The 19,768-nt window shown below is 44.4% G+C and carries 15 protein-coding genes; 9 read left to right on the top strand and 6 right to left on the bottom strand.

The window, feature by feature from the left end:
- Positions 1–139 precede the first annotated feature (139 nt).
- From ACHLI0_RS15910 to ACHLI0_RS15875, 8 genes are all read left to right on the top strand, one after another.
- Positions 140–1,147 (top strand): aspartate-semialdehyde dehydrogenase, encoded by a 1,008-nt coding sequence (locus tag ACHLI0_RS15910; protein WP_008762581.1) that lies wholly within the window; start codon positions 140–142, stop codon positions 1,145–1,147.
- 820 nt (positions 1,148–1,967) lie between these two features.
- Positions 1,968–3,233 carry a lamin tail domain-containing protein gene (locus tag ACHLI0_RS15905; protein ID WP_490749647.1) on the top strand — a complete coding sequence of 422 codons (1,266 nt, stop codon included), beginning with the start codon at positions 1,968–1,970 and terminating at the stop codon, positions 3,231–3,233.
- 101 nt (positions 3,234–3,334) lie between these two features.
- Positions 3,335–4,813 (top strand): sodium:solute symporter, encoded by a 1,479-nt coding sequence (locus ACHLI0_RS15900; RefSeq protein ID WP_258971350.1) that lies wholly within the window; start codon positions 3,335–3,337, stop codon positions 4,811–4,813.
- A gap of 12 nt (positions 4,814–4,825) precedes the next feature.
- A complete protein-coding gene (locus ACHLI0_RS15895; protein WP_490749646.1) occupies positions 4,826–7,291 on the top strand; it encodes a DUF4922 domain-containing protein in 2,466 nt (821 codons plus the stop codon).
- A complete protein-coding gene (locus ACHLI0_RS15890; RefSeq protein WP_490749645.1) occupies positions 7,288–8,667 on the top strand; it encodes a SpoIID/LytB domain-containing protein in 1,380 nt (459 codons plus the stop codon). Before ACHLI0_RS15895 ends, ACHLI0_RS15890 begins: the two co-directional genes overlap by 4 nt.
- 17 nt (positions 8,668–8,684) lie before the next feature.
- The gene (locus ACHLI0_RS15885) at positions 8,685–9,992 is read left to right on the top strand and encodes an AmpG family muropeptide MFS transporter (RefSeq protein ID WP_490749644.1); all 1,308 of its coding nucleotides are present in this window, start codon (positions 8,685–8,687) and stop codon (positions 9,990–9,992) included.
- Positions 9,993–10,034: 42 nt separating this feature from the next.
- A complete protein-coding gene (locus tag ACHLI0_RS15880) occupies positions 10,035–11,153 on the top strand; it encodes an acyltransferase family protein (RefSeq protein ID WP_055220591.1) in 1,119 nt (372 codons plus the stop codon).
- A complete protein-coding gene (locus tag ACHLI0_RS15875; protein ID WP_490749643.1) occupies positions 11,150–12,001 on the top strand; it encodes an ATPase in 852 nt (283 codons plus the stop codon). The genes ACHLI0_RS15880 and ACHLI0_RS15875 overlap by 4 nt, the downstream gene beginning before the upstream one ends.
- 149 nt (positions 12,002–12,150) lie before the next feature.
- Here the strand turns inward: ACHLI0_RS15875 and ACHLI0_RS15870 are convergent, their stop codons facing one another.
- From ACHLI0_RS15870 to ACHLI0_RS15855, 4 genes are read right to left on the bottom strand one after another with little or no spacing between them, the layout of a single operon-like run.
- On the bottom strand, positions 12,151–13,167 hold the full coding sequence (locus ACHLI0_RS15870) for a zinc-binding alcohol dehydrogenase family protein (protein ID WP_490749642.1): 1,017 nt from the start codon (positions 13,165–13,167) through the stop codon (positions 12,151–12,153).
- Between the two features lie 23 nt (positions 13,168–13,190).
- Complete coding sequence (gene fucP, locus ACHLI0_RS15865) at positions 13,191–14,447, bottom strand: L-fucose:H+ symporter permease (RefSeq protein WP_490749641.1); 1,257 nt, start codon at positions 14,445–14,447, stop codon at positions 13,191–13,193.
- 41 nt (positions 14,448–14,488) lie between these two features.
- Positions 14,489–15,412 (bottom strand): amidohydrolase family protein, encoded by a 924-nt coding sequence (locus ACHLI0_RS15860; protein ID WP_490749640.1) that lies wholly within the window; start codon positions 15,410–15,412, stop codon positions 14,489–14,491.
- Between the two features lie 15 nt (positions 15,413–15,427).
- Positions 15,428–16,360 carry an aldo/keto reductase gene (locus ACHLI0_RS15855; RefSeq protein WP_234118991.1) on the bottom strand — a complete coding sequence of 311 codons (933 nt, stop codon included), beginning with the start codon at positions 16,358–16,360 and terminating at the stop codon, positions 15,428–15,430.
- 179 nt (positions 16,361–16,539) lie between these two features.
- Between ACHLI0_RS15855 and ACHLI0_RS15850 the strand changes: the two genes are divergently transcribed.
- On the top strand, positions 16,540–17,583 hold the full coding sequence (locus ACHLI0_RS15850) for a LacI family DNA-binding transcriptional regulator (RefSeq protein WP_413554563.1): 1,044 nt from the start codon (positions 16,540–16,542) through the stop codon (positions 17,581–17,583).
- 41 nt (positions 17,584–17,624) lie between these two features.
- Here ACHLI0_RS15850 and bamJ read toward each other — a convergent pair whose 3' ends face one another.
- Positions 17,625–18,215, bottom strand: a complete 591-nt coding sequence (bamJ, locus tag ACHLI0_RS15845) for a BamJ family beta-barrel-assembly machinery protein (RefSeq protein WP_055220604.1) — start codon at positions 18,213–18,215, stop codon at positions 17,625–17,627.
- Positions 18,216–18,226: 11 nt separating this feature from the next.
- Positions 18,227–19,768 carry a glycine--tRNA ligase gene (locus ACHLI0_RS15840; protein WP_490749639.1) on the bottom strand — a complete coding sequence of 514 codons (1,542 nt, stop codon included), beginning with the start codon at positions 19,766–19,768 and terminating at the stop codon, positions 18,227–18,229.

The raw sequence follows: 19,768 nt of genomic DNA, 5'->3' as shown, positions 1-19,768 counted from the left end.
GTAGGTAGATAGATTCAAATAATAATTCTTCGACAAAAATGCGGTTTATATGGCAAAATGTTATAATTTTGCAGCCAAATCTTTCCTATTCGTCAGAGCAGGAGGATAAATCAGTATTCACATTTAACAAAAGAAAAAGATGAAAGTAGCTATTGTTGGCGTAAGCGGAGCCGTAGGACAGGAATTCCTGCGCGTGCTCGATGAGAGAAACTTCCCGATGGACGAGTTAGTTTTGTTCGGTTCTAAACGCAGTGCCGGAACAACCTATACTTTCCGCGGTAAACAGATCGAGGTCAAACTCTTACAACACAACGATGACTTTAAAGGAGTAGACATTGCTTTCACTTCTGCCGGTGCAGGAACATCCAAGGAGTTCGAGAAAACAATCACCAAGTACGGTGCTGTGATGATCGACAACTCCAGCGCTTTCCGTATGGACGCTGATGTGCCTTTGGTAGTGCCCGAAGTAAATGCCGCAGATGCGTTGGAGCGTCCGCGTGGCGTCATTGCCAATCCTAACTGTACAACTATCCAGATGGTAGTTGCACTGAAAGCCATCGAACAGCTTTCTCATATAAAAACCGTGCACGTATCTACTTATCAGGCTGCCAGCGGTGCCGGTGCTGCCGCTATGGATGAGTTGTACGAACAATACCGTCAGGTATTGGCCAACGAGCCTGTGACAGTAGAGAAGTTTGCTTATCAGCTGGCATTCAACCTGATTCCGCAGATCGATGTGTTCACAGAAAACGGTTATACCAAAGAAGAAATGAAGATGTATAACGAAACACGCAAGATCATGCACTCTGACGTGAAAGTCAGTGCAACCTGCGTACGTGTCCCCGCACTTCGTGCTCACTCTGAAAGCATCTGGGTAGAAACAGAACGTCCGATCTCGGTAGAAGAAGCCCGTGAAGCATTTGCGAAAGGCGAGGGTCTCGTTCTTCAAGACAATCCTGCCGAAAAGGAATACCCGATGCCGTTGTTCCTTGCAGGCAAAGACCCTGTGTACGTTGGACGTATCCGCAAGGACCTTACAAATGAAAACGGTCTGACATTCTGGATCGTTGGCGATCAGATCAAAAAAGGTGCTGCACTGAATGCTGTACAGATCGCTGAGTATCTGATCAAGGTAAAGAACGTATAATATATATAGATAAAATGAAATAAAGGTCGGCTTGCTATACGACAATCGTCGCAGTGTGCAAGCCGATCTTCTTTATTTGCCTTGAAATCACCAAGGCTTTCCTTTTCCCATCTCTCCTACAAGATTATTCACCAAGAAGTAGTTCCAAATTTAGTTTCATGCCTTGAAACAAAAGGTTTCATGCCTTGGAACTAATAGTTTCAACCTTTGAAACCATTGGTTTCAAGGCGCGAAACTAAAAGTTTCAAGCGTCTGAAACTATCTGGAACAACTGTCGATTGAAATGACTTGACCGTAACAACTGACTCATTTAACCTGTCCTTTCAAGCCATTTCAAACCATTTATCGGTCCATAATGAATGAGTTGTCAGCTATTAACAACTGATTTCTCAGTTGTTAATAGCTGAGATACCAATTGTTAACAGTTGATACATCAGACATTAACATCCTGCAAATCAAAGCATAAAGCTAAACAAACGAGATTAAGTCCATGATGCAAAGTGAGAGCAACCGTTTGCCCTCATACCTGCCGCCACAGTTGCTACCACACTGGAAACCACGATGAATAAAGGGATACAGACCGTTTGTTAGAGCATGAGAGCAAAACTGCTATCAAATCACTGTGAGGCCCTAAGTTCAATCTTGAAATATATAATCTGTATCTTTTATTCCTGACATTCACAGAAAAAAATGAAAGAACCTTTCGCATTTATTCAACAAGAAACTGTACCTTTGCAAGCATAAACATTATCCGATCCGCAATTGCCTCTGCGTTGAACACAAACAAATACGGTAGATAACAACACTAATTTAAAGCCGTATGAAAATTAGCAAGGCATGTACATTTCTAAGTTTCTTCATTATATTATTATACAGTTGTGCACTTCCGCCTGATGACGAAAAAGAGGGCCTTGAACCGGATAACTCAACTTCTGAACTTCCCTGGACAGGAGAAACTGAGAAATTCACGATTAATGCCAAAGAAGGCGTACACCTGAATGATCCGCAGGAAGATGCGGGAACAGCATATGTCACGATCCCCTCTTCTTACGTAAGAAGTACCCGATGGGAATTCGGGGTACGGCTCACCTTTAATCCTTCCGCCAATAATTATGCCCGTTTCTATTTAGCCTCTTCATCGGAAATACTTTCCGGAGATTTGAACGGCTATTACATTCAGATAGGAGGAACGAAAGACAATGTAGCACTTTACCGGCAAAATGGGAATCAATCCAAATTACTGGCTTCGGGAAGAGAACTCATGAAAGGAAATAATTCTCCGAAATTATTTATCAAAGTAGAATGCGACGCCAACGGCTACTGGACTTTCTGGACACGCATGGAATCGGAAACCGAATATACGAAGAAGAAACAAATAAAAGATGCAAGTATCACAAAGTCAATCTGCTGCGGCATATACTGCGTTTATACCAAAAGCCGCTGTGACGGTTTCACTTTCCATCATATACAGTTGTCTGATGATGTGGAAACAAGTACTGAACCGGACGAGATACCGGACGTTCCGGATGAGCCGGACAAGCCTGACACACCGGAATCGCCGGAATATCCTGAAAATGTGAGAAATATGTTACTATTCAACGAAGTGATGTATGACAATGCCAAAGACGGTGCAGAATACATCGAATTCTATAATCCTGCTGATCAGGATATCACTGTAAAATCTCTGCGCCTGTTTAAAATGAGAGCAACGGGAGAAATATTCAGTACCACAATACTCAAACAGGAAGATGCAAATACAAACCTCGTTATTCCCGGCAAAGGATATATTTGTTTTACTCACTCCGCAAGTACACTGGTCAGAAAGCATAAGGTTGACGACAAAAGTATAACCGAAATATCCAAATTTCCACAACTGAGCAACGACGGAGGTTACCTTGCCTTGGCAACTGATGAAGAACATCCCCGCACGATTGATACCTGCCGTTTCATAGACTGGATGCACGACAATTCAGTCACTACAGGCATTTCATTAGAGAAGATATCTCCGGAACTTCCTTCTCTCAACAAAAACTGGCACTCTTCGAGAGATGATACAGGTGGCACACCCGGAATAAAAAACTCATAAGAAAAGGATGCATTTATTTGATAAATTCCCTACATTTGTACAATCTGCTGGAAAAGCATATTTGAATATATTCACCCGCGAACGAATTTTAAGCAACAGATATGAGTCCAATCATCTTATCTATTACTATCATAGCATACTTTATGATCCTTTTCGCTATCTCCTATATAGCAGGACATAAAGCAGATAACGAAGGCTTCTTCGTCGGCAACCGCAAATCGGCATGGTATATTGTCGCCTTCGCCATGATTGGTTCCACTATCTCCGGAGTTACGTTTGTATCCGTACCGGGTATGGTACAAGCCAGCGGCTTCTCCTACCTGCAGATGGTACTGGGATTTATCGTCGGACAGTTCATTATCGCATTCGTACTCGTTCCGCTTTTCTACCGGATGAATTTGGTTTCTATTTATGAATATCTTGAAAATCGCTTCGGAGCTTCTTCCTATAAGACAGGAGCCTGGTTTTTCTTTATTTCCAAAATGCTCGGAGCTGCCGTGCGGCTTTTTCTGGTATGTCTGACCTTGCAATTGCTCATCTTCGATCCTTTCCATATTCCCTTTATAATCAATGTCATACTGACGGTATTCATTGTCTGGCTCTATACTTTCCGAGGAGGAGTGAAATCATTGATATGGACGGATGTGCTGAAAACATTCTGCCTGGTAGTCTCCGTTGTACTTTGTATCTACTATATAGCTTCCAGCCTGCATCTGAATTTCAGCGGATTGGTCTCAACGATTTCAGACAGCGATCTCTCCAGGATGTTCTTTTTTGACGATGTCAATGACAAGCGGTATTTCTTCAAGCAATTCCTGGCAGGAGTCTTTACCGTTATCGCCATGAACGGGCTGGATCAGGACATGATGCAACGGAATCTCAGTTGCAAGAACTTCCGTGACTCACAGAAGAATATGATTACAAGCGGAATTTCACAGTTCTTCGTGATCCTGCTCTTCCTGATGCTGGGTGTATTGCTCTATACTTTCACCGCCCGGCAGGGAATCGAGAATCCTAGTAAGAGCGATGAATTGTTCCCAATGATCGCCACAGGCAATTACTTCCCGGGCATAGTCGGTATCCTGTTCATTATCGGATTGATAGCTTCGGCATACTCCGCTGCCGGATCGGCCTTGACAGCCCTGACGACTTCTTTCACCGTAGATATTCTGAATGCGCACAAGAAAGACGAAGCGGCACTCAGCAAAATACGGAAACACGTACACATCGGGATGGCATTCGTGATGGGAATCGTCATCTTCGTATTCAATTTACTGAATAATACGAGTGTGATTGATGCGATTTATACGCTGGCCAGCTATACGTATGGTCCAATTCTCGGACTATTCGCTTTCGGCATTTTTACTAAGAAACAAGTTTATGACCCATATATTCCGTTAGTAGCCATTCTTTCTCCTGCACTTTGCTACGTATTGCAAAGTAATTCGGAAGCCTGGTTCGATGGATATCAAATTAGCTATGAGTTACTGATATTGAATGCTGCGTTTACCTTTCTGGGGCTTTGCCTGCTTATCAAAAGAAAAAACAAGGAAACTCTATCTGAAACTCGCCCGGTTTAATAAAAATAAATAATGAAAACAACAATCAACTGTTTCCTGCCTTTTAGCAGGTTGGAAGAAACGATACAGACAGTAAAGGAACTGCGTGCATCGAAGTTAACAGGTAAAATTTATCTGCTGGCACCGGAAATTACCAATGTCTGCATACCCGGATGTGAACTGATCTCTGTTAAAAACTTCCGGTCCACACAAGCCATGAAAGCAATCGCAGCGCGTGCCGACGGAACATACACCCTGCTTTATACCAAACGTACGGCACTCAGATTAGGCTTATTCGCCCTCGAACGGATGGTACAAATAATGGAAATGACCAATGCAGGGATGACTTACGCCGACCATTATCAGCAAACAGATGGCGTTAAGAAAGCGGCTCCCGTTATTGATTATCAGTTCGGCAGTCTGCGGGACGATTTTGATTTCGGTTCTGTCATGCTATTTAGAAGCGATCTGTTCAAGACAGCGGCAAAGGCGGCAAAAGAAGACTATCAATATGCAGGATTATATCATCTGCGGCTCAAAATATCGCAGAAGCATGAGCTGGTACACATCAACGAATATTTATACACAGAAGTAGAAAATGATACCCGTAAAAGTGGCGAAAAGCAATTCGACTATGTAGACCCCAAGAACCGTCAGGTACAAATAGAGATGGAGCAGGTATGCAACAGCCATTTGGAAGCAATCGGCGGATATCTGCAACCCTATTTTCAGCCGGTCGATTTTTCCGCTTCCACTTTTGAATATGAGGCTTCTGTCATCATCCCTGTACGCAACCGTATCCGTACCATTAAAGATGCGGTTCAATCGGCATTAAGCCAACAAACATCATTCCCATTCAACGTTATCGTCATAGACAATCACTCTACGGACGGAACGACCGAAGTCCTTCGGGAACTCAGTGCGGACAAACGACTGATTCACGTAATCCCCGACAGGGATGATCTTGGCATCGGAGGTTGCTGGAATACAGGTATCCATCATAAGGAATGCGGCAAATTTGCCGTTCAACTGGACAGTGACGATGTATACAAAGACGAACATACTTTGCAGATCATGATAGACGCCTTCTATCAGCAGAACTGCGCAATGGTTGTCGGTACGTATATGATGACGGACTTCAACATGAATGAAATAGCACCCGGCATCATCGACCACAAAGAATGGACGCCCGACAACGGACGAAATAATGCTTTACGCATCAATGGGCTTGGCGCTCCCCGTGCGTTCTACACTCCCCTTCTCCGGGAAATCAACGTTCCGAATACAAGCTATGGAGAAGATTACGCACTTGGATTACGCATTTCAAGCAATTATCAGATAGGCAGGGTATATGAAGTCGTTTACCTCTGCCGCCGTTGGGAAGGTAACTCGGATGCCGCATTAGCCATCGAAAAGGTAAACCAGAACAATCTATACAAGGACCGTATCCGTACATGGGAATTACAACTGAGGATTCAGCAAAATAAAACAAAACAGAAACCTCAAAAAGCAATCGAACAGTTGATAGAAAACCAAACCCGTTCATGGGAACTTGCCAAAGAGAACTATCGATTATTGGAAGGATACCGGAAGCAAACGAAAGAAATGAAGCTAGCCGGTGAGAACTTCTATATGTTTGTACAAATCTTCCCTAACCCCAAACGCATCCTTTCGGCTACTGCACAGACAGATGCCTCGTCCATTCAGGCACGTCCCTGTTTTCTCTGTCAAGAGAACCGACCGCAGGAACAGGACTTCGTCAGCTATAAGAATTATCAGATATTGGTGAATCCTTATCCCATATTCAAACAACACCTGACAATTGTCGACAAAAAGCACACACCACAATCCATCGCCGAACGTTTCGACGATATGATAGAGTTCTCCGATATATTGCGGGAGAGCTTCATTTTATACAACGGACCCGAATGTGGGGCATCTGCTCCGGACCATGCCCATTTTCAGGTTTGCGGAAAAGAGGAAGAGATGGAAGGTGGAATAAGCGCTGACTGGAATGAAGAAACGTTGATCGAGAAGGCCAGTTTAGAAATAGAATCCATTGACGATCCTGTCACCGCAATTTTGATCCGGACCAAAGACAAGAAAATAATGTCGCGCACATTCAAGCTGATTTACGATATTCTTGCTGCCGACAAAAATGGCAAAGAACCGATGATGAATATCCTTGCCTGGTACGGTTTGGAAAGACCTAAAGAATTTTTCCGGAACTTCGAAGCTGAATTGCAAGATGTGCCATTGCGCTATCACTGTATGATCTTCCTGCGCAGCAAACACCGTCCGGACTGTTACTATGCAGAAGGGGATGAGCAAATCCTCATCAGCCCCGCCATTGCCGAAATGAACGGGATATTCCCTGTTGCCCGGGAAGAAGATTTGCCCAAACTAACTCCTGAAAAGATATATGAAATCCGCCGGGAAGTATCCATGTCCAAAGAAGAATTTGAGAAGGTAATCAAATGTATTAAAGCCGCCTTATGAGAGAACCTCAAATAACAGTTGGTATCCTTTCGGGAAAAGAAATTGAATTTTCTTTTCCCAAAAGCTTCACAACTCCTGACGGCACAAAGGTTTCAGGGGTACAAAAGGCTGTTTATCGAGAAGAAAAGATATACTGGTCAGGGAAAGAATACGATGAATTGATATTCTACCCTCAGCCAAATGCCGGGATCTTCTTTGAACTAAAGGATGTCACCATCGGCATCAATTTTCATTGGGAACGCAAAGAAGTACAACGCTTCCAGGGAGCTTTGAAAATCATTGCCGAAGGAGAGACACTGACCGCCATCAATGTAATCTCTATAGAAGATTACCTGACAAGTGTCATCTCATCAGAAATGAGTGCCACCGCCTCTTTGGAACTACTGAAAGCGCATGCAGTCATTTCCAGAAGCTGGTTGATTAATAAGTTGAGAGTGGAGAATGAAGAATGGAAAGCTACTATACAGCCGAGCAGCGCAGCCAACTCTCCACTTTCCACTCTCCACTCTCAACTTATCAAATGGTATGATCATGAAGCGCATACGCACTTTGATGTTTGTGCGGATGATCATTGCCAGCGCTATCAGGGAATTACCCGCACTTCTACTCCACAAGCTATCGAAGCTGTTTCAGCTACCCGTGGAGAGGTACTGATGTATGAAGGAAAGATTTGTGATGCACGTTTCTCCAAATGTTGTGGCGGTGCAATGGAAGAGTTTCAGAATTGTTGGGAGAATGTGAGGCATCCTTATCTGATTGGTAAACGAGATTACATACCTGAATCCCATGCTTCTGATTCAGAGAAACAAATGACAGGTCCGGCAATACAGCTTCCCGATCTGACACAGGAAGAAGAAGCGGACCGATGGATACGAACCTCTCCGGATGCTTTCTGTAATACGCAGGATAAAACGATTCTGAGTCAGGTTCTTAATAACTACGATCAGGAAACAACTGATTTCTACCGTTGGAGAGTCAGCTATAGCCAACAGGAACTAGCTGAGCTAATCCATCAACGTTCGGGAATCGATTTCGGGGAAATCATAGACCTAATCCCTATAGAGCGAGGTACTTCCGGACGCCTGGTACGATTAAAGATAGTTGGTACTTTACGGACACTGACCATCGGAAAAGAATTAGAGATCAGACGTACACTGTCGCCTTCCCATCTTTATAGTTCAGCATTCCTTGTGGATAAGGAAAAAGGAGAAGAGGGAAATGTTCCAACCCGCTTTACACTGACGGGAGCCGGTTGGGGACACGGAGTAGGACTTTGTCAGATCGGTGCGGCAGTAATGGGAGAGCGAGGTTATTATTACAAAGATATTTTAGCTCACTATTATCCCGGAAGCAGACTTGAAAAACAATATGAATAACATCTGAGACTAATGCCATGATATCAACAAGAAATGCCAAGAACATAATACCAAGAAACAATCGAAATCCGTGGAGCTGGATTCCGACTCTTTATTTTGCGGAAGGACTGCCTTATGTGGCTGTGATGACAATTGCCGTTATCATGTACAAGCGCCTGGGATTGTCGAATACAGAAATTGCGCTCTACACTTCCTGGTTATATCTGCCCTGGACGATCAAACCATTATGGAGTCCTTTCGTAGATTTGGTCAAGACAAAGCGTTCCTGGATTATTGCCATGCAGGGTTTGATTGCTGCCGGGTTCGCCGGTATTGCCTTTTTTATCCCGACTCCGCACTATGTGCAACTCACTCTGGCATTCTTTTGGCTGATGGCATTCAGTTCTGCCACGCATGACATTGCGGCTGACGGCTTTTATATGCTTGGCCTCAACAACAAAGAACAATCCTTCTTTGTAGGCATCAGAAACACTTGTTATCGTTTCGCCAATATCTTCGGTCAGGGAATCCTCGTAATGCTGGCAGGCTGGTTGGAAACATCGCAAGGCAATGTTCCAATGGGCTGGAGTATCACTTTCTATCTGATGGCAGGATTATTCCTCGGACTGACACTGTACCATCGCTTTATTCTCCCCCACCCTGCTTCAGATGTCAAAAGACCGGGGTTAACACCGGGTAAGTTACTGGAAGATTTCTTTAAGACATTCGTCACTTTCTTTGAAAAGAAAAACCTGGGACTTATGTTTTTCTTCCTGCTCACCTATCGGTTGGGAGAATCCCAACTCGCTAAAATAGCCTCTCCATTCTTATTGGATGGTGCCGAACAAGGCGGATTGGGATTATCAACCGCATCCGTCGGAGTCATTTATGGCACCATCGGCGTCGCCGCCCTACTGATAGGCGGCATCATCAGCGGTTTCCTCGTTTCCCGTGACGGTTTTAAGAAATGGATCATCCCCATGGCGCTGGCCATCAACCTCCCCGACCTTTTATATGTCTGGATGGCAGCAGCTACTCCGGACAACCTCCTGCTAATCTCCATTTGTGTAGCCATCGAACAGCTGGGATACGGCTTCGGCTTCACTGCTTATATGCTTTATCTGATTTACATTGCAGATGGTGAACACAAAACAGCTCATTATGCCATTGGAACGGGTTTTATGGCACTTGGCATGATGCTTCCGGGAATGCCGGCAGGATGGATACAGGAACATCTCGGATACACCAACTTCTTTATCTGGGTATGCGTCTGCACCATTCCCGGCATCCTTGCTTCATGGATGATCCGTAACCGACTGGACAGTTCCTTCGGAAAAAAGAGATAAAATTGAATTACTTATAACTTAACACATTAAAAAGTAACAGTCATGAATGTAACAACAAGTAACAAACGCCTATTGGCACTCGATGTGATGCGAGGCATCACCATCGCAGGTATGATCTTAGTTAATACGCCTGGTTCCTGGCAACATGCGTATGCTCCCCTCAAACATGCCGAGTGGATTGGATTAACTCCTACCGATCTGGTATTCCCATTCTTTATGTTCATTATGGGAATCTCCACGTACATCTCTTTGAGAAAGTACAATTTCACCTTCAGTGTTCCCGCGGGTTTGAAAATTCTCAAACGGACCGTGATCATTTTCCTGATTGGAATTGGCATCAGCTGGCTTTCCATTCTCTGCTTCCAGCACGATCCCTTCCCTATCGACCAGATTCGCATTCTCGGAGTCATGCAACGGCTTGCTTTGGGATATGGAGTTACTGCCATAGTCGCTTTGCTCATGAAGCATAAATATATACCTTATTTAATTGCTGTACTTCTCATCAGCTATTTTGCAATCCTTGCCCTCGGCAATGGATATGTCTACGACGAAACAAATATTCTTTCCATCGTCGACCGTGCAGTATTAGGACAAGCTCATATCTATGGCGGTCAGATACTTGATCCGGAAGGACTGCTTAGTACTATTTCAGCCATCGCCCACGTCCTAATCGGCTTCTGTGCCGGAAAGCTTTTGATGGAAGTGAAAGATATTCACGAGAAGCTGGAACGTTTGTTCCTGATAGGTACCATCCTTACTTTTGCAGGTTTCTTACTAAGTTATGGTTCTCCTATCTGCAAGAAAGTATGGTCTCCTTCCTTCGTACTCGTAACCTGCGGTCTGGGTTCCAGTTTCCTGGCATTACTCGTATGGATCATTGACATTAAAGGTTATAAAAACTGGAGCCGTTTCTTCGAATCGTTTGGAGTAAATCCGCTATTTATTTATGTATTGGCAGATATTCTGGCGATTACGCTGGCAGTCATTCCTATGACCTACCAAGGTGAATCGACTTCTTTACATGGCTATATTTACAGTGCACTTCTACAACCTGTCTTCGGAGATAAAGGAGGCTCGCTTGTATTTGCCCTGCTTTTTGTCCTTCTCAACTGGGCAATAGGCTACATTCTATATAAAAAGAAAATATACATTAAGATATGATACTCATTGCAGACAGTGGTTCTACCAAAACAGACTGGTGTGTCGTACTGAACGGCACAATTATCAAAAGACTTGGAACGAAAGGGATTAACCCTTTCTTCCAGTCGGAAGAAGAAATCCAACAGAAGCTGACAGCTTCCCTTCTGCCTCAACTACCGGAAGGGAAATTCAATGCGGTTTATTTCTACGGAGCAGGTTGTACGCCCGAAAAAGCTCCCGTCCTCCGACGGGCTATTGCAGACAGTCTGCCCGTTATCGGGAATATTAAAGCAAATTCGGATATGCTGGCTGCCGCCCACGGGCTATGTGGCCAGGAGGCTGGTATCGCCTGTATTTTGGGGACGGGGTCCAATTCTTGTTTTTACAATGGAAAAGAGATCGTCAGTAACATCTCTCCTCTCGGATTTATTTTGGGAGATGAAGGTAGCGGTGCCGTACTTGGGAAACTGCTGGTAGGAGATATTCTGAAAAATCAACTTCCTGCCACCTTGAAAGAAGAGTTTCTGAAGCAGTTCGATCTGACGCCTCCCGAAATCATCGACCGGGTTTATCGCCAGCCCTTTCCCAATCGTTTTTTGGCCAGTCTCTCTCCTTTTATCGCACAGCATTTGGAAGAACCGGCCATCCGCCAATTAGTTCTGAACAGCTTTATAGCTTTCTTTCGCAGGAATGTGATGCAGTATGATTACAAGCAATATCCGGTACACTTTATCGGATCGATAGCCTACTGTTACAAAGAGATTCTACAGGATGCTGCCCGACAAACAGGTATTCAGATAGGTAAGATTCTCCAAAGTCCGATGGAAGGATTGATTCAATATCATAGCCAATTATCATTCCATCCTTAATAATAGAAGAAGAACATCCTAAAGACTAAAAGTATAATTAAAACTCTCCGGCATATCCGCAAGAGTTTTAATTATACTTTAAACTTTTAACGCTAACCGTTATGTAAAGAATGGATAGAATTAACGATTGCCTCTGTAAAACAAATGATCTACATCTCTACCAAGATACGAAATACCTTTCCCGGATCAGCTGCCCATTCTTTCATTGCCTCCAAAGCATCTTCCGGTTTTACAATCTTTGAGATCAGTTCTTCTACCGGGCACTTCCCTTCTTTCATATAGTTGATTACCGCACGGAAATCAGCAGGCAAAGCATTTCTGGAACCACGAATATCCAGTTCTTTCTGGACGAAATATTTGGTCTGAAAAGCGACTTCGCTTTTGGCGTAGCCAATACAAACCACACGACCGGTAAAGCCAACTTCATCCACAGCCATTACATAAGTCACAGGACTGCCGACAGCTTCAATCACGACATCAGCTCCAAACCCTTCAGTGATTTCCTGTATCCGCTCATGTACATTCTCTGTTTTAGAGTTTACTGCGTAAGACGCTCCCACTCTTTTAGCCAGTACCAGTTTTTCATCATCCAGGTCGACCGCAATCACCGTCGCTCCTCTCAAGGCAGCACGTACAATGGCACCAATCCCGATCATACCACAGCCGATCACCATCACATACTCATTATCAATGACCTGAGCACGGGAAACAGCATGAAACCCTACACTCATCGGCTCAATCAGAGCACAGTCACGGGATGAGATATTACCTGCCGGGATAATCTTCGTCCAAGGAAGCACGGCGTATTCGCACATCACTCCATTCCGTTGTACGCCTAATGTCTCATTATACTCGCAAGCATTGACACGCCCGTTACGGCACGAAGCACATTTACCACAATTGGTATATGGGTTCAATGTTACATTCATCCCTTTCTCAAAACCAGCCGGAACATCCGGACCGATCTCTTCGATCACTGCTCCTACTTCATGTCCCGGTATTACAGGGAGTTTCACCATCGGATTACGCCCCAGAAAAGTGTTTAAATCGGAGCCACAGAAGCCGACATACTTGATTCTTACCAATACTTCACCGGCACCGACGACCGGCTTTTCCAGTTCAACCACCTTCATTTCGGAGGGGTTGACAATTTGAACTGCTTTCATTTTATTTGTTTGAGATAAATTTATTAATCAACTACTTTATAGCCCTTCCAACCGTAATAGGCACAAAACGCAAAACAAATCATCGGTATGCCATAAGCGACATAATAAACATGCTCATTGACATGCATGAAGTACGCTGTCAACTGAGGAAGACAGGCATTACCGACAATTGCCATTACCAGAAAGGCAGAACCGCTCTTTGTCTGATTTCCGAGTCCTTTCAGCGCCAAAGAGAACTGTGTAGGATACATGATAGACATAAAGAAAGAGATGGCGAGCATGGCATACAGTCCGATCATTCCTCCCCATAGCATCACGACACCACACAAAAGGATATTCATCAAAGCATACACCAGCAACATATCCTGCGGACGGAACTTGACCATCAATCCCGTACCAATCCAACGCCCCAGCAGGAAAGCCAGCATATACAGTCCGAAGAAAGTGGTAGCCGTATCTTCCGGCAAACCGGCATAGGTGCAGCAGTAAACGAGAAACAGACTGTTGATAGCCGTTTGTCCACCATTATAAAAGAACTGCGCGATGACTCCCCAACGTAAATGCGAGCGTTTCAGCACATCGAAATCAATCAGTTTCTCTTTCTTTCCGGATGCAGGTTCCGCTCCTTCATCTCCAATCTTCGGCAATTTTGAGAAGACAAATACGACCGCTATCGCAAGAAGCAACAGAGCCAATATCAGATAAGGAAGTTTCATCGCATCCGTTTCCAGTTGTATATAAGCCTGCCAGCCTCCCGGATAATCAACAGGAAGCGTTTCGCGTGTATAATGGGTGCCGCTTAGAATCAACTTACTCAGAAACATCGCTGCGATAAAAGCGCCTAGTCCATTGAAGGATTGCGCCAGATTCAACCGGCGCGGAGCCGTTTCGGGAGCTCCCAGCACGGTGACATAAGGATTGGCGGCTGTCTCCAGAAAACACATTCCGGTAGCGATAATGAAGAAGATGCAGAGATAAGCCCAATATTCTTTCAGCATGGCAGCAGGAAAGAACAGCAATCCGCCGACAGCTGCCAGCAACAGACCGAAGATGATTCCCGCCTTATAGCTATAACGCTTCATGAACATAGCTATCGGAATAGGGAAAATAAAGTAAGCCAGCCAATAGGCAGTCTCCGTAAAAGAAGCCTCGAAGGTGTTCAGTTCACAGGTTTTCATCAACTGCCGGATCATTGTGGGAAGCAGATTGCTGCTGATCGCCCACAAGAAGAAAAGGCTGAAAACCAGTGCGAGAGGAATGGTATATGTATTCTTTTTCATGTGTACAGTGATTGTTTAGTGGTATTGTAATTGTTTCCTTTCTATTCCGACATATTTTTAATGTACGGGAGTTCCGGAAGTTCTGCAAACCGGTAGAATTTCCGCGCATTCCCGCCCAGGAATAACGTTTTCTCCGCTTCCGACAATTCCGGAGATTTCACCACAAAGTCATAAGACATCTTATAAGTAATGGCTGTTATCGTGCGCGGATAGTCCGAGCCCCACATCAGTTTCTCCATGCCAACCAGTTCTGCGGCTTCACGAATAGCCTTTATGGCACCTTTAAACGGATAAAACTCATCATTGAACAGCCATGTGATACCACCGGACTCAATCATCACATTCGGATAACGTGCCAACTTAATCTGCTCTTTCCAACCCGGAAGAGTAACCATCCCGAAATGTCCGACAGCAATCTTCAATCGAGGACATTCCTGAATAATCTCTTCCATCTCCGGAACCTGTATCGCCCCCTCTGCCAAGTCGACAGACAAGATCACTCCCCGCTCTTCCATCCACCGGAACATCTGCATCATTTCAGGACAGTTCAACATTACCCGTCCCTCTTTCAGAAGTAAGCGCTGGGCAGGAATCTTTATCGCTTTGAATCCCTTCCCGATCAGTTCTTTCGCCTGTTCCAGATAGCCCGGCTTGCGAAACTCACACATTCCGCAAACAAAGAAACGGTCCGGATAGCGTGAAACTACCTCCATCAGATAATCGTTCTGAATGCCGTCTATAAATTCTTGCGTAATAACCGCAGCCGAGACTTGAGCATAATCCATATTGGACAGAAAAACTTCCGCACTATTCACCCCGTCAATCATAAAAGGAGGAACCATCTGCCGAATCTCCCCCATAAACAGGGAGCGTCCGTTCTCTAAAGTACGGATAGGAAAACCATCGACCACCGTATCTTGGCGAAGCCACAGATGGGCATGCGCATCAATAATCGTATAATCCATAGAATCGACCGGTTTTTAAGAGTTTGCCCAACTTACACGCTGCTGTTCTCCGATAATTTCCCGCACTTCACGCACGAGTTCCCAATCAATCGGTTCTTCAATAAAGCCTATATTTTTCTTCACATTCTCCGGATTAGTAGTGCTGAACAGGGTAGTCGCAATCTTTGGATTACTTACCGAGAATTGCATAGCGAGCTTTTCTATCGGATAATTCTTTGCTTTACAATGCTCCATCGCTTTGCGACAGGCATCTACCAATGGCTTGGGAGCCGGATGCCAAGCCGGAACACCACGTTCGCTCAGCAAGCCCATCGAGAGAGGAGAAGCATTGATAACACCGATTTCTTTCGATTCGAAATAGTCAAGGAAGTCAGCCAATTTATCATCGCACAGGCAATAGTGACAGAAGCTAAGAACAGATTCAATGGTACCGCTTGGCGAACGGTCTATCACCCATTTCAAGTTTTCGAGCTGCAAGTCAGTGATTCCGACATGTCCTACCACACCTTTCTCACGCAGTTCGACCAAAGCAGGCAATGTCTCATTAACCACCTGATTCAGGTCGGCAAACTCAATATCATGCACATTGATCAAATCGATGAAGTCAATATTCAGACGTTCCATACTTTCATATACACTCTCCGTCGCACGCTTTGCCGAGTAGTCCCATGTATTGACCCCGTCTTTGCCATAGCGTCCGACTTTCGTAGAAAGATAATAACGGTCGCGAGGAATATCCTTCAGCGCTTTGCCTAGAACAGTCTCTGCCTTATAATGTCCGTAATAAGGGGAAACATCGATAAAGTTCATTCCGGCTTCGATGGCTGTAAACACAGCCTGAATGCCTTCTTTTTCTTTTAAATCATGGAAAACTCCTCCCAGAGAGGAAGCTCCGAAGCTGAGAGACGATACTTTCATCCCTGTCTTTCCGATTTCATGGTATTGCATACGTATAGGGTTTTAAATTATTTTGTATGTGACAAAAGTAAGGGGTGAACCCTTCTCAACGGACAAGAGAGGGGCGAAAAAGCTACGTAACGGTTTACGTAAAAAATCTTTCTTTAAATGCGGAGATTTATCAGGGAATATGCTTTCTTTGCAGATAAATCTAAGTTGGAGACCTTCAGATGGAAAACCGGAAACATACTTCACTCAAAGACCTCGCCCAAGCATTAGGCGTATCCATCCCTACTGTATCCCGAGCGCTGAAAGACAGCCCGGAAATCAGCCGTGAACTTTGCGCCAAAGCCAAGAAGCTGGCCAAAGAGATGAATTATCGTCCCAATCCTTTCGCTATGAGTCTGCGGAAGAATGCGCCGCGCATCATCGGAGTGATCGTTCCAGATATTGTCACTCATTTCTTTGCCTCCATTCTGAACGGGATAGAGAACATGGCGATCGATAACGGATATTTCGTCATTATCACGACATCGCACGAGTCTTTCGAGCATGAAAAAAGGAATATAGAGAATCTGGTCAATATGCGGGTAGAGGGGATTATCGCCTGCCTGTCTCAGGAAACAACAGACTTTTCTCATTTTGCCGCATTGAAAGAGATCAATATGCCGCTGATTCTGTTCGACCGTGTTTGCCTGACCGATCAATTCTCGTCAGTAATAGCAGACGGAGCACAATCCGCACAAATGGCTACCCAGCATCTGCTGGACAATGGAAGTAAACGGGTAGCTTTTATCGGCGGTGCCAATCATCTGGATATTGTAAAAAGAAGGAAGCATGGTTATCTGGAAGCCTTGCGCGATAATCGGATTCCGATTGAAAAGGAATTAGTTGTCTGCCGGAAAATTGATTATGAGGAAGGACAGATTGCTACGGAAACATTATTATCTCTCCCCCAGCCTCCCGATGCCATCCTTGCCATGAATGATACATTGGCTTTTGCCGCTATGGAAGTAATCAAAAAGCACGGACTTCGTATTCCCGACGATATCGCCATCATCGGATACACGGATGAACAGCACGCCAATTATGTGGAACCCAAGCTATCTGCCGTATCGCATCAGACTTATAAGATGGGGGAAACAGCCTGTCAACTGCTGATTGATCAGATTAAGGGAGATAGGACGGTCAAGCAAGTGGTGATTCCGACACATTTGCAGATAAGGGAGAGCAGCATAAAGGAAAATAATAAAAAAAATGCTGTATCTACGTAATATAGATACAGCACCTTTTACATATAGAGAGCTTTATCTTATTATTTCAACTCTGCTTCAGTATTAGCAAAATCAAGCAATGTGATATCAAATACAAGAGTTGAATACCCCAAAATGCCTGTAGTACCGCTACTTCCATAGGCATAGTCCCAAGGGATATAAACCTTCCAGCGGTCACCAACTTCCATTCTCTGAAGCACTTCCCCCCAGCCGGTAATTACCCCGCTGACCTGGAAAATAGTGGTAGGAGAATCTCCTTCACCTGGATTTACCCCGTTTATAACCGGATTGTCTCCTGTAAAGTTACCATCAAAATATTCTCCCAAAATATTTGTTCCTTTATAATATACCTTCACATAGTCAGTATATTTAGGACTTCCCGCCTTTACTACATGATCAGTCATTGACGGCATTACTTTATAATAAATGTAATTACCGGGAGCAGTCAACATTTCCATGCGGTCCAAACCACCTTTATCAGCAGCCGTAGCATAAACATTCGCAAGAGAGTCAATAAATGCCTCATTGCGCGCACGCCAATTATCATATTTACCAACTTCTTCGGTTTCGCTACAAGAAACAAAAGCCAAAGCCAGTAATACTAAGGAGAATAAATAGATTTTTTTACTCATTCGTTAATGGTTTATTGTAAAGTTTTCAATAATGAAGTGATGCTCACTCTGTCCGCGATGATATTGTTCAGTTCAGAGATAGCTACACGCTCTTGCTGCATGGTATCGCGATTACGCAATGTCACGCAGTTATCTTCTAATGTCTGATGATCCACTGTTACGCAGAACGGAGTACCGATGGCATCCTGACGACGATAACGCTTGCCGATACTGTCTTTTTCGTCATACTGGCAGTGGAAGTGGAACTTCAGAGCGTCTATGATCTCACGAGCTTTTTCAGGCAGACCGTCTTTCTTGATCAACGGCATAACAGCCAGTTTCACCGGTGCAAGGGCAGCAGGCAATTTCAGCACAACACGGCTTTCTCCGTTTTCCAGTTGCTCTTCGCAATAAGCAGCGCTCATGATGCTCAGGAACATACGGTCTACACCGATAGAAGTTTCAATCACATACGGAGTGTATGATTCATTCAATTCAGGATCAAAGTATTTGATGCTCTTGCCGGAGAATTTCTCATGCTGAGACAAGTCGAAGTTTGTACGGGAGTGGATACCTTCCACTTCTTTGAAACCGAATGGCATCAGGAACTCGATATCTGTCGCAGCATTGGCATAGTGAGCCAATTTATCGTGGTCGTGATAGCGGTAGCTGGCATCACCGAAGCCCAGCGCTTTATGCCATTTCAGACGAATTTCCTTCCATTTCTTGAACCAATCCAGTTCCGTTCCCGGTTTTACGAAGAACTGCATCTCCATCTGTTCGAACTCACGCATACGGAAGATGAACTGACGGGCAACAATCTCATTACGGAAAGCCTTACCAATCTGGGCAATACCGAAAGGTACTTTCATACGACCGGTTTTCTGCACATTCAGATAGTTTACAAAGATACCCTGTGCCGTTTCCGGACGAAGATAAATCTTCATGGCACCATCTGAAGTCGATCCCATTTCCGTAGAGAACATCAGGTTGAACTGACGGACTTCCGTCCAGTTCTTAGTACCGGAAATAGGACATACGATCTCTTCATCAACAATAATCTGACGAAGTTCATCCAAATTATTATCATTCAGTGCTTTTGAGAAACGAGTGTGAAGTGCATCACGCTTAGCCTGATGTTCCAACACACGTCCGTTGGTAGAACGGAATTGAGCCTCATCGAATGAGTCACCAAACTTCTTGGCAGCTTTTGCTACTTCTTTATTGATTTTATCGTCATACTTTGCCAACTGATCTTCGACCAATACGTCAGCACGATAACGTTTTTTAGAATCTTTATTGTCAATCAAAGGGTCATTGAATGCGTCCACGTGTCCGGAAGCCTTCCAGATGGTAGGGTGCATAAAGATGGCAGAGTCGATACCGACAATGTTTTCGTGCAACAGCACCATGCTGTCCCACCAATATTTTTTAATGTTGTTTTTCAATTCAACGCCCATCTGACCGTAGTCATATACTGCGCCTAGTCCGTCGTAGATATCGCTTGAAGGAAATACGAAGCCGTACTCTTTACAGTGCGATACAAGTTTCTTAAAAACGTCTTCTTGTGCCAT

Source organism: Bacteroides sp. RCH18 (genome assembly GCF_058231005.1).
Note: the sequence above shows the minus strand (reverse complement) of the source record. Positions and strands in the feature narration are given on the sequence as shown.

What these genes read in the sequence shown, in the direction of transcription:
- ACHLI0_RS15910 (WP_008762581.1), top strand. Translation starts at nt 140, where the DNA reads ATGAAAGTAGCTATTGTTGGCGTAAGCGGAGCCGTAGGACAGGAATTC.
- fucP (WP_490749641.1), bottom strand. Translation starts at nt 14,447, where the DNA reads ATGAAAAAGAATACATATACCATTCCTCTCGCACTGGTTTTCAGCCTT.
- bamJ (WP_055220604.1), bottom strand. Translation starts at nt 18,215, where the DNA reads ATGAGTAAAAAAATCTATTTATTCTCCTTAGTATTACTGGCTTTGGCT.
- ACHLI0_RS15900 (WP_258971350.1), top strand. Translation starts at nt 3,335, where the DNA reads ATGAGTCCAATCATCTTATCTATTACTATCATAGCATACTTTATGATC.
- ACHLI0_RS15860 (WP_490749640.1), bottom strand. Translation starts at nt 15,412, where the DNA reads ATGGATTATACGATTATTGATGCGCATGCCCATCTGTGGCTTCGCCAA.
- ACHLI0_RS15885 (WP_490749644.1), top strand. Translation starts at nt 8,685, where the DNA reads ATGATATCAACAAGAAATGCCAAGAACATAATACCAAGAAACAATCGA.
- ACHLI0_RS15840 (WP_490749639.1), bottom strand. Translation starts at nt 19,768, where the DNA reads ATGGCACAAGAAGACGTTTTTAAGAAACTTGTATCGCACTGTAAAGAG.
- ACHLI0_RS15905 (WP_490749647.1), top strand. Translation starts at nt 1,968, where the DNA reads ATGAAAATTAGCAAGGCATGTACATTTCTAAGTTTCTTCATTATATTA.
- ACHLI0_RS15890 (WP_490749645.1), top strand. Translation starts at nt 7,288, where the DNA reads ATGAGAGAACCTCAAATAACAGTTGGTATCCTTTCGGGAAAAGAAATT.
- ACHLI0_RS15850 (WP_413554563.1), top strand. Translation starts at nt 16,540, where the DNA reads ATGGAAAACCGGAAACATACTTCACTCAAAGACCTCGCCCAAGCATTA.
- ACHLI0_RS15870 (WP_490749642.1), bottom strand. Translation starts at nt 13,167, where the DNA reads ATGAAAGCAGTTCAAATTGTCAACCCCTCCGAAATGAAGGTGGTTGAA.
- ACHLI0_RS15875 (WP_490749643.1), top strand. Translation starts at nt 11,150, where the DNA reads ATGATACTCATTGCAGACAGTGGTTCTACCAAAACAGACTGGTGTGTC.
- ACHLI0_RS15880 (WP_055220591.1), top strand. Translation starts at nt 10,035, where the DNA reads ATGAATGTAACAACAAGTAACAAACGCCTATTGGCACTCGATGTGATG.
- ACHLI0_RS15895 (WP_490749646.1), top strand. Translation starts at nt 4,826, where the DNA reads ATGAAAACAACAATCAACTGTTTCCTGCCTTTTAGCAGGTTGGAAGAA.
- ACHLI0_RS15855 (WP_234118991.1), bottom strand. Translation starts at nt 16,360, where the DNA reads ATGCAATACCATGAAATCGGAAAGACAGGGATGAAAGTATCGTCTCTC.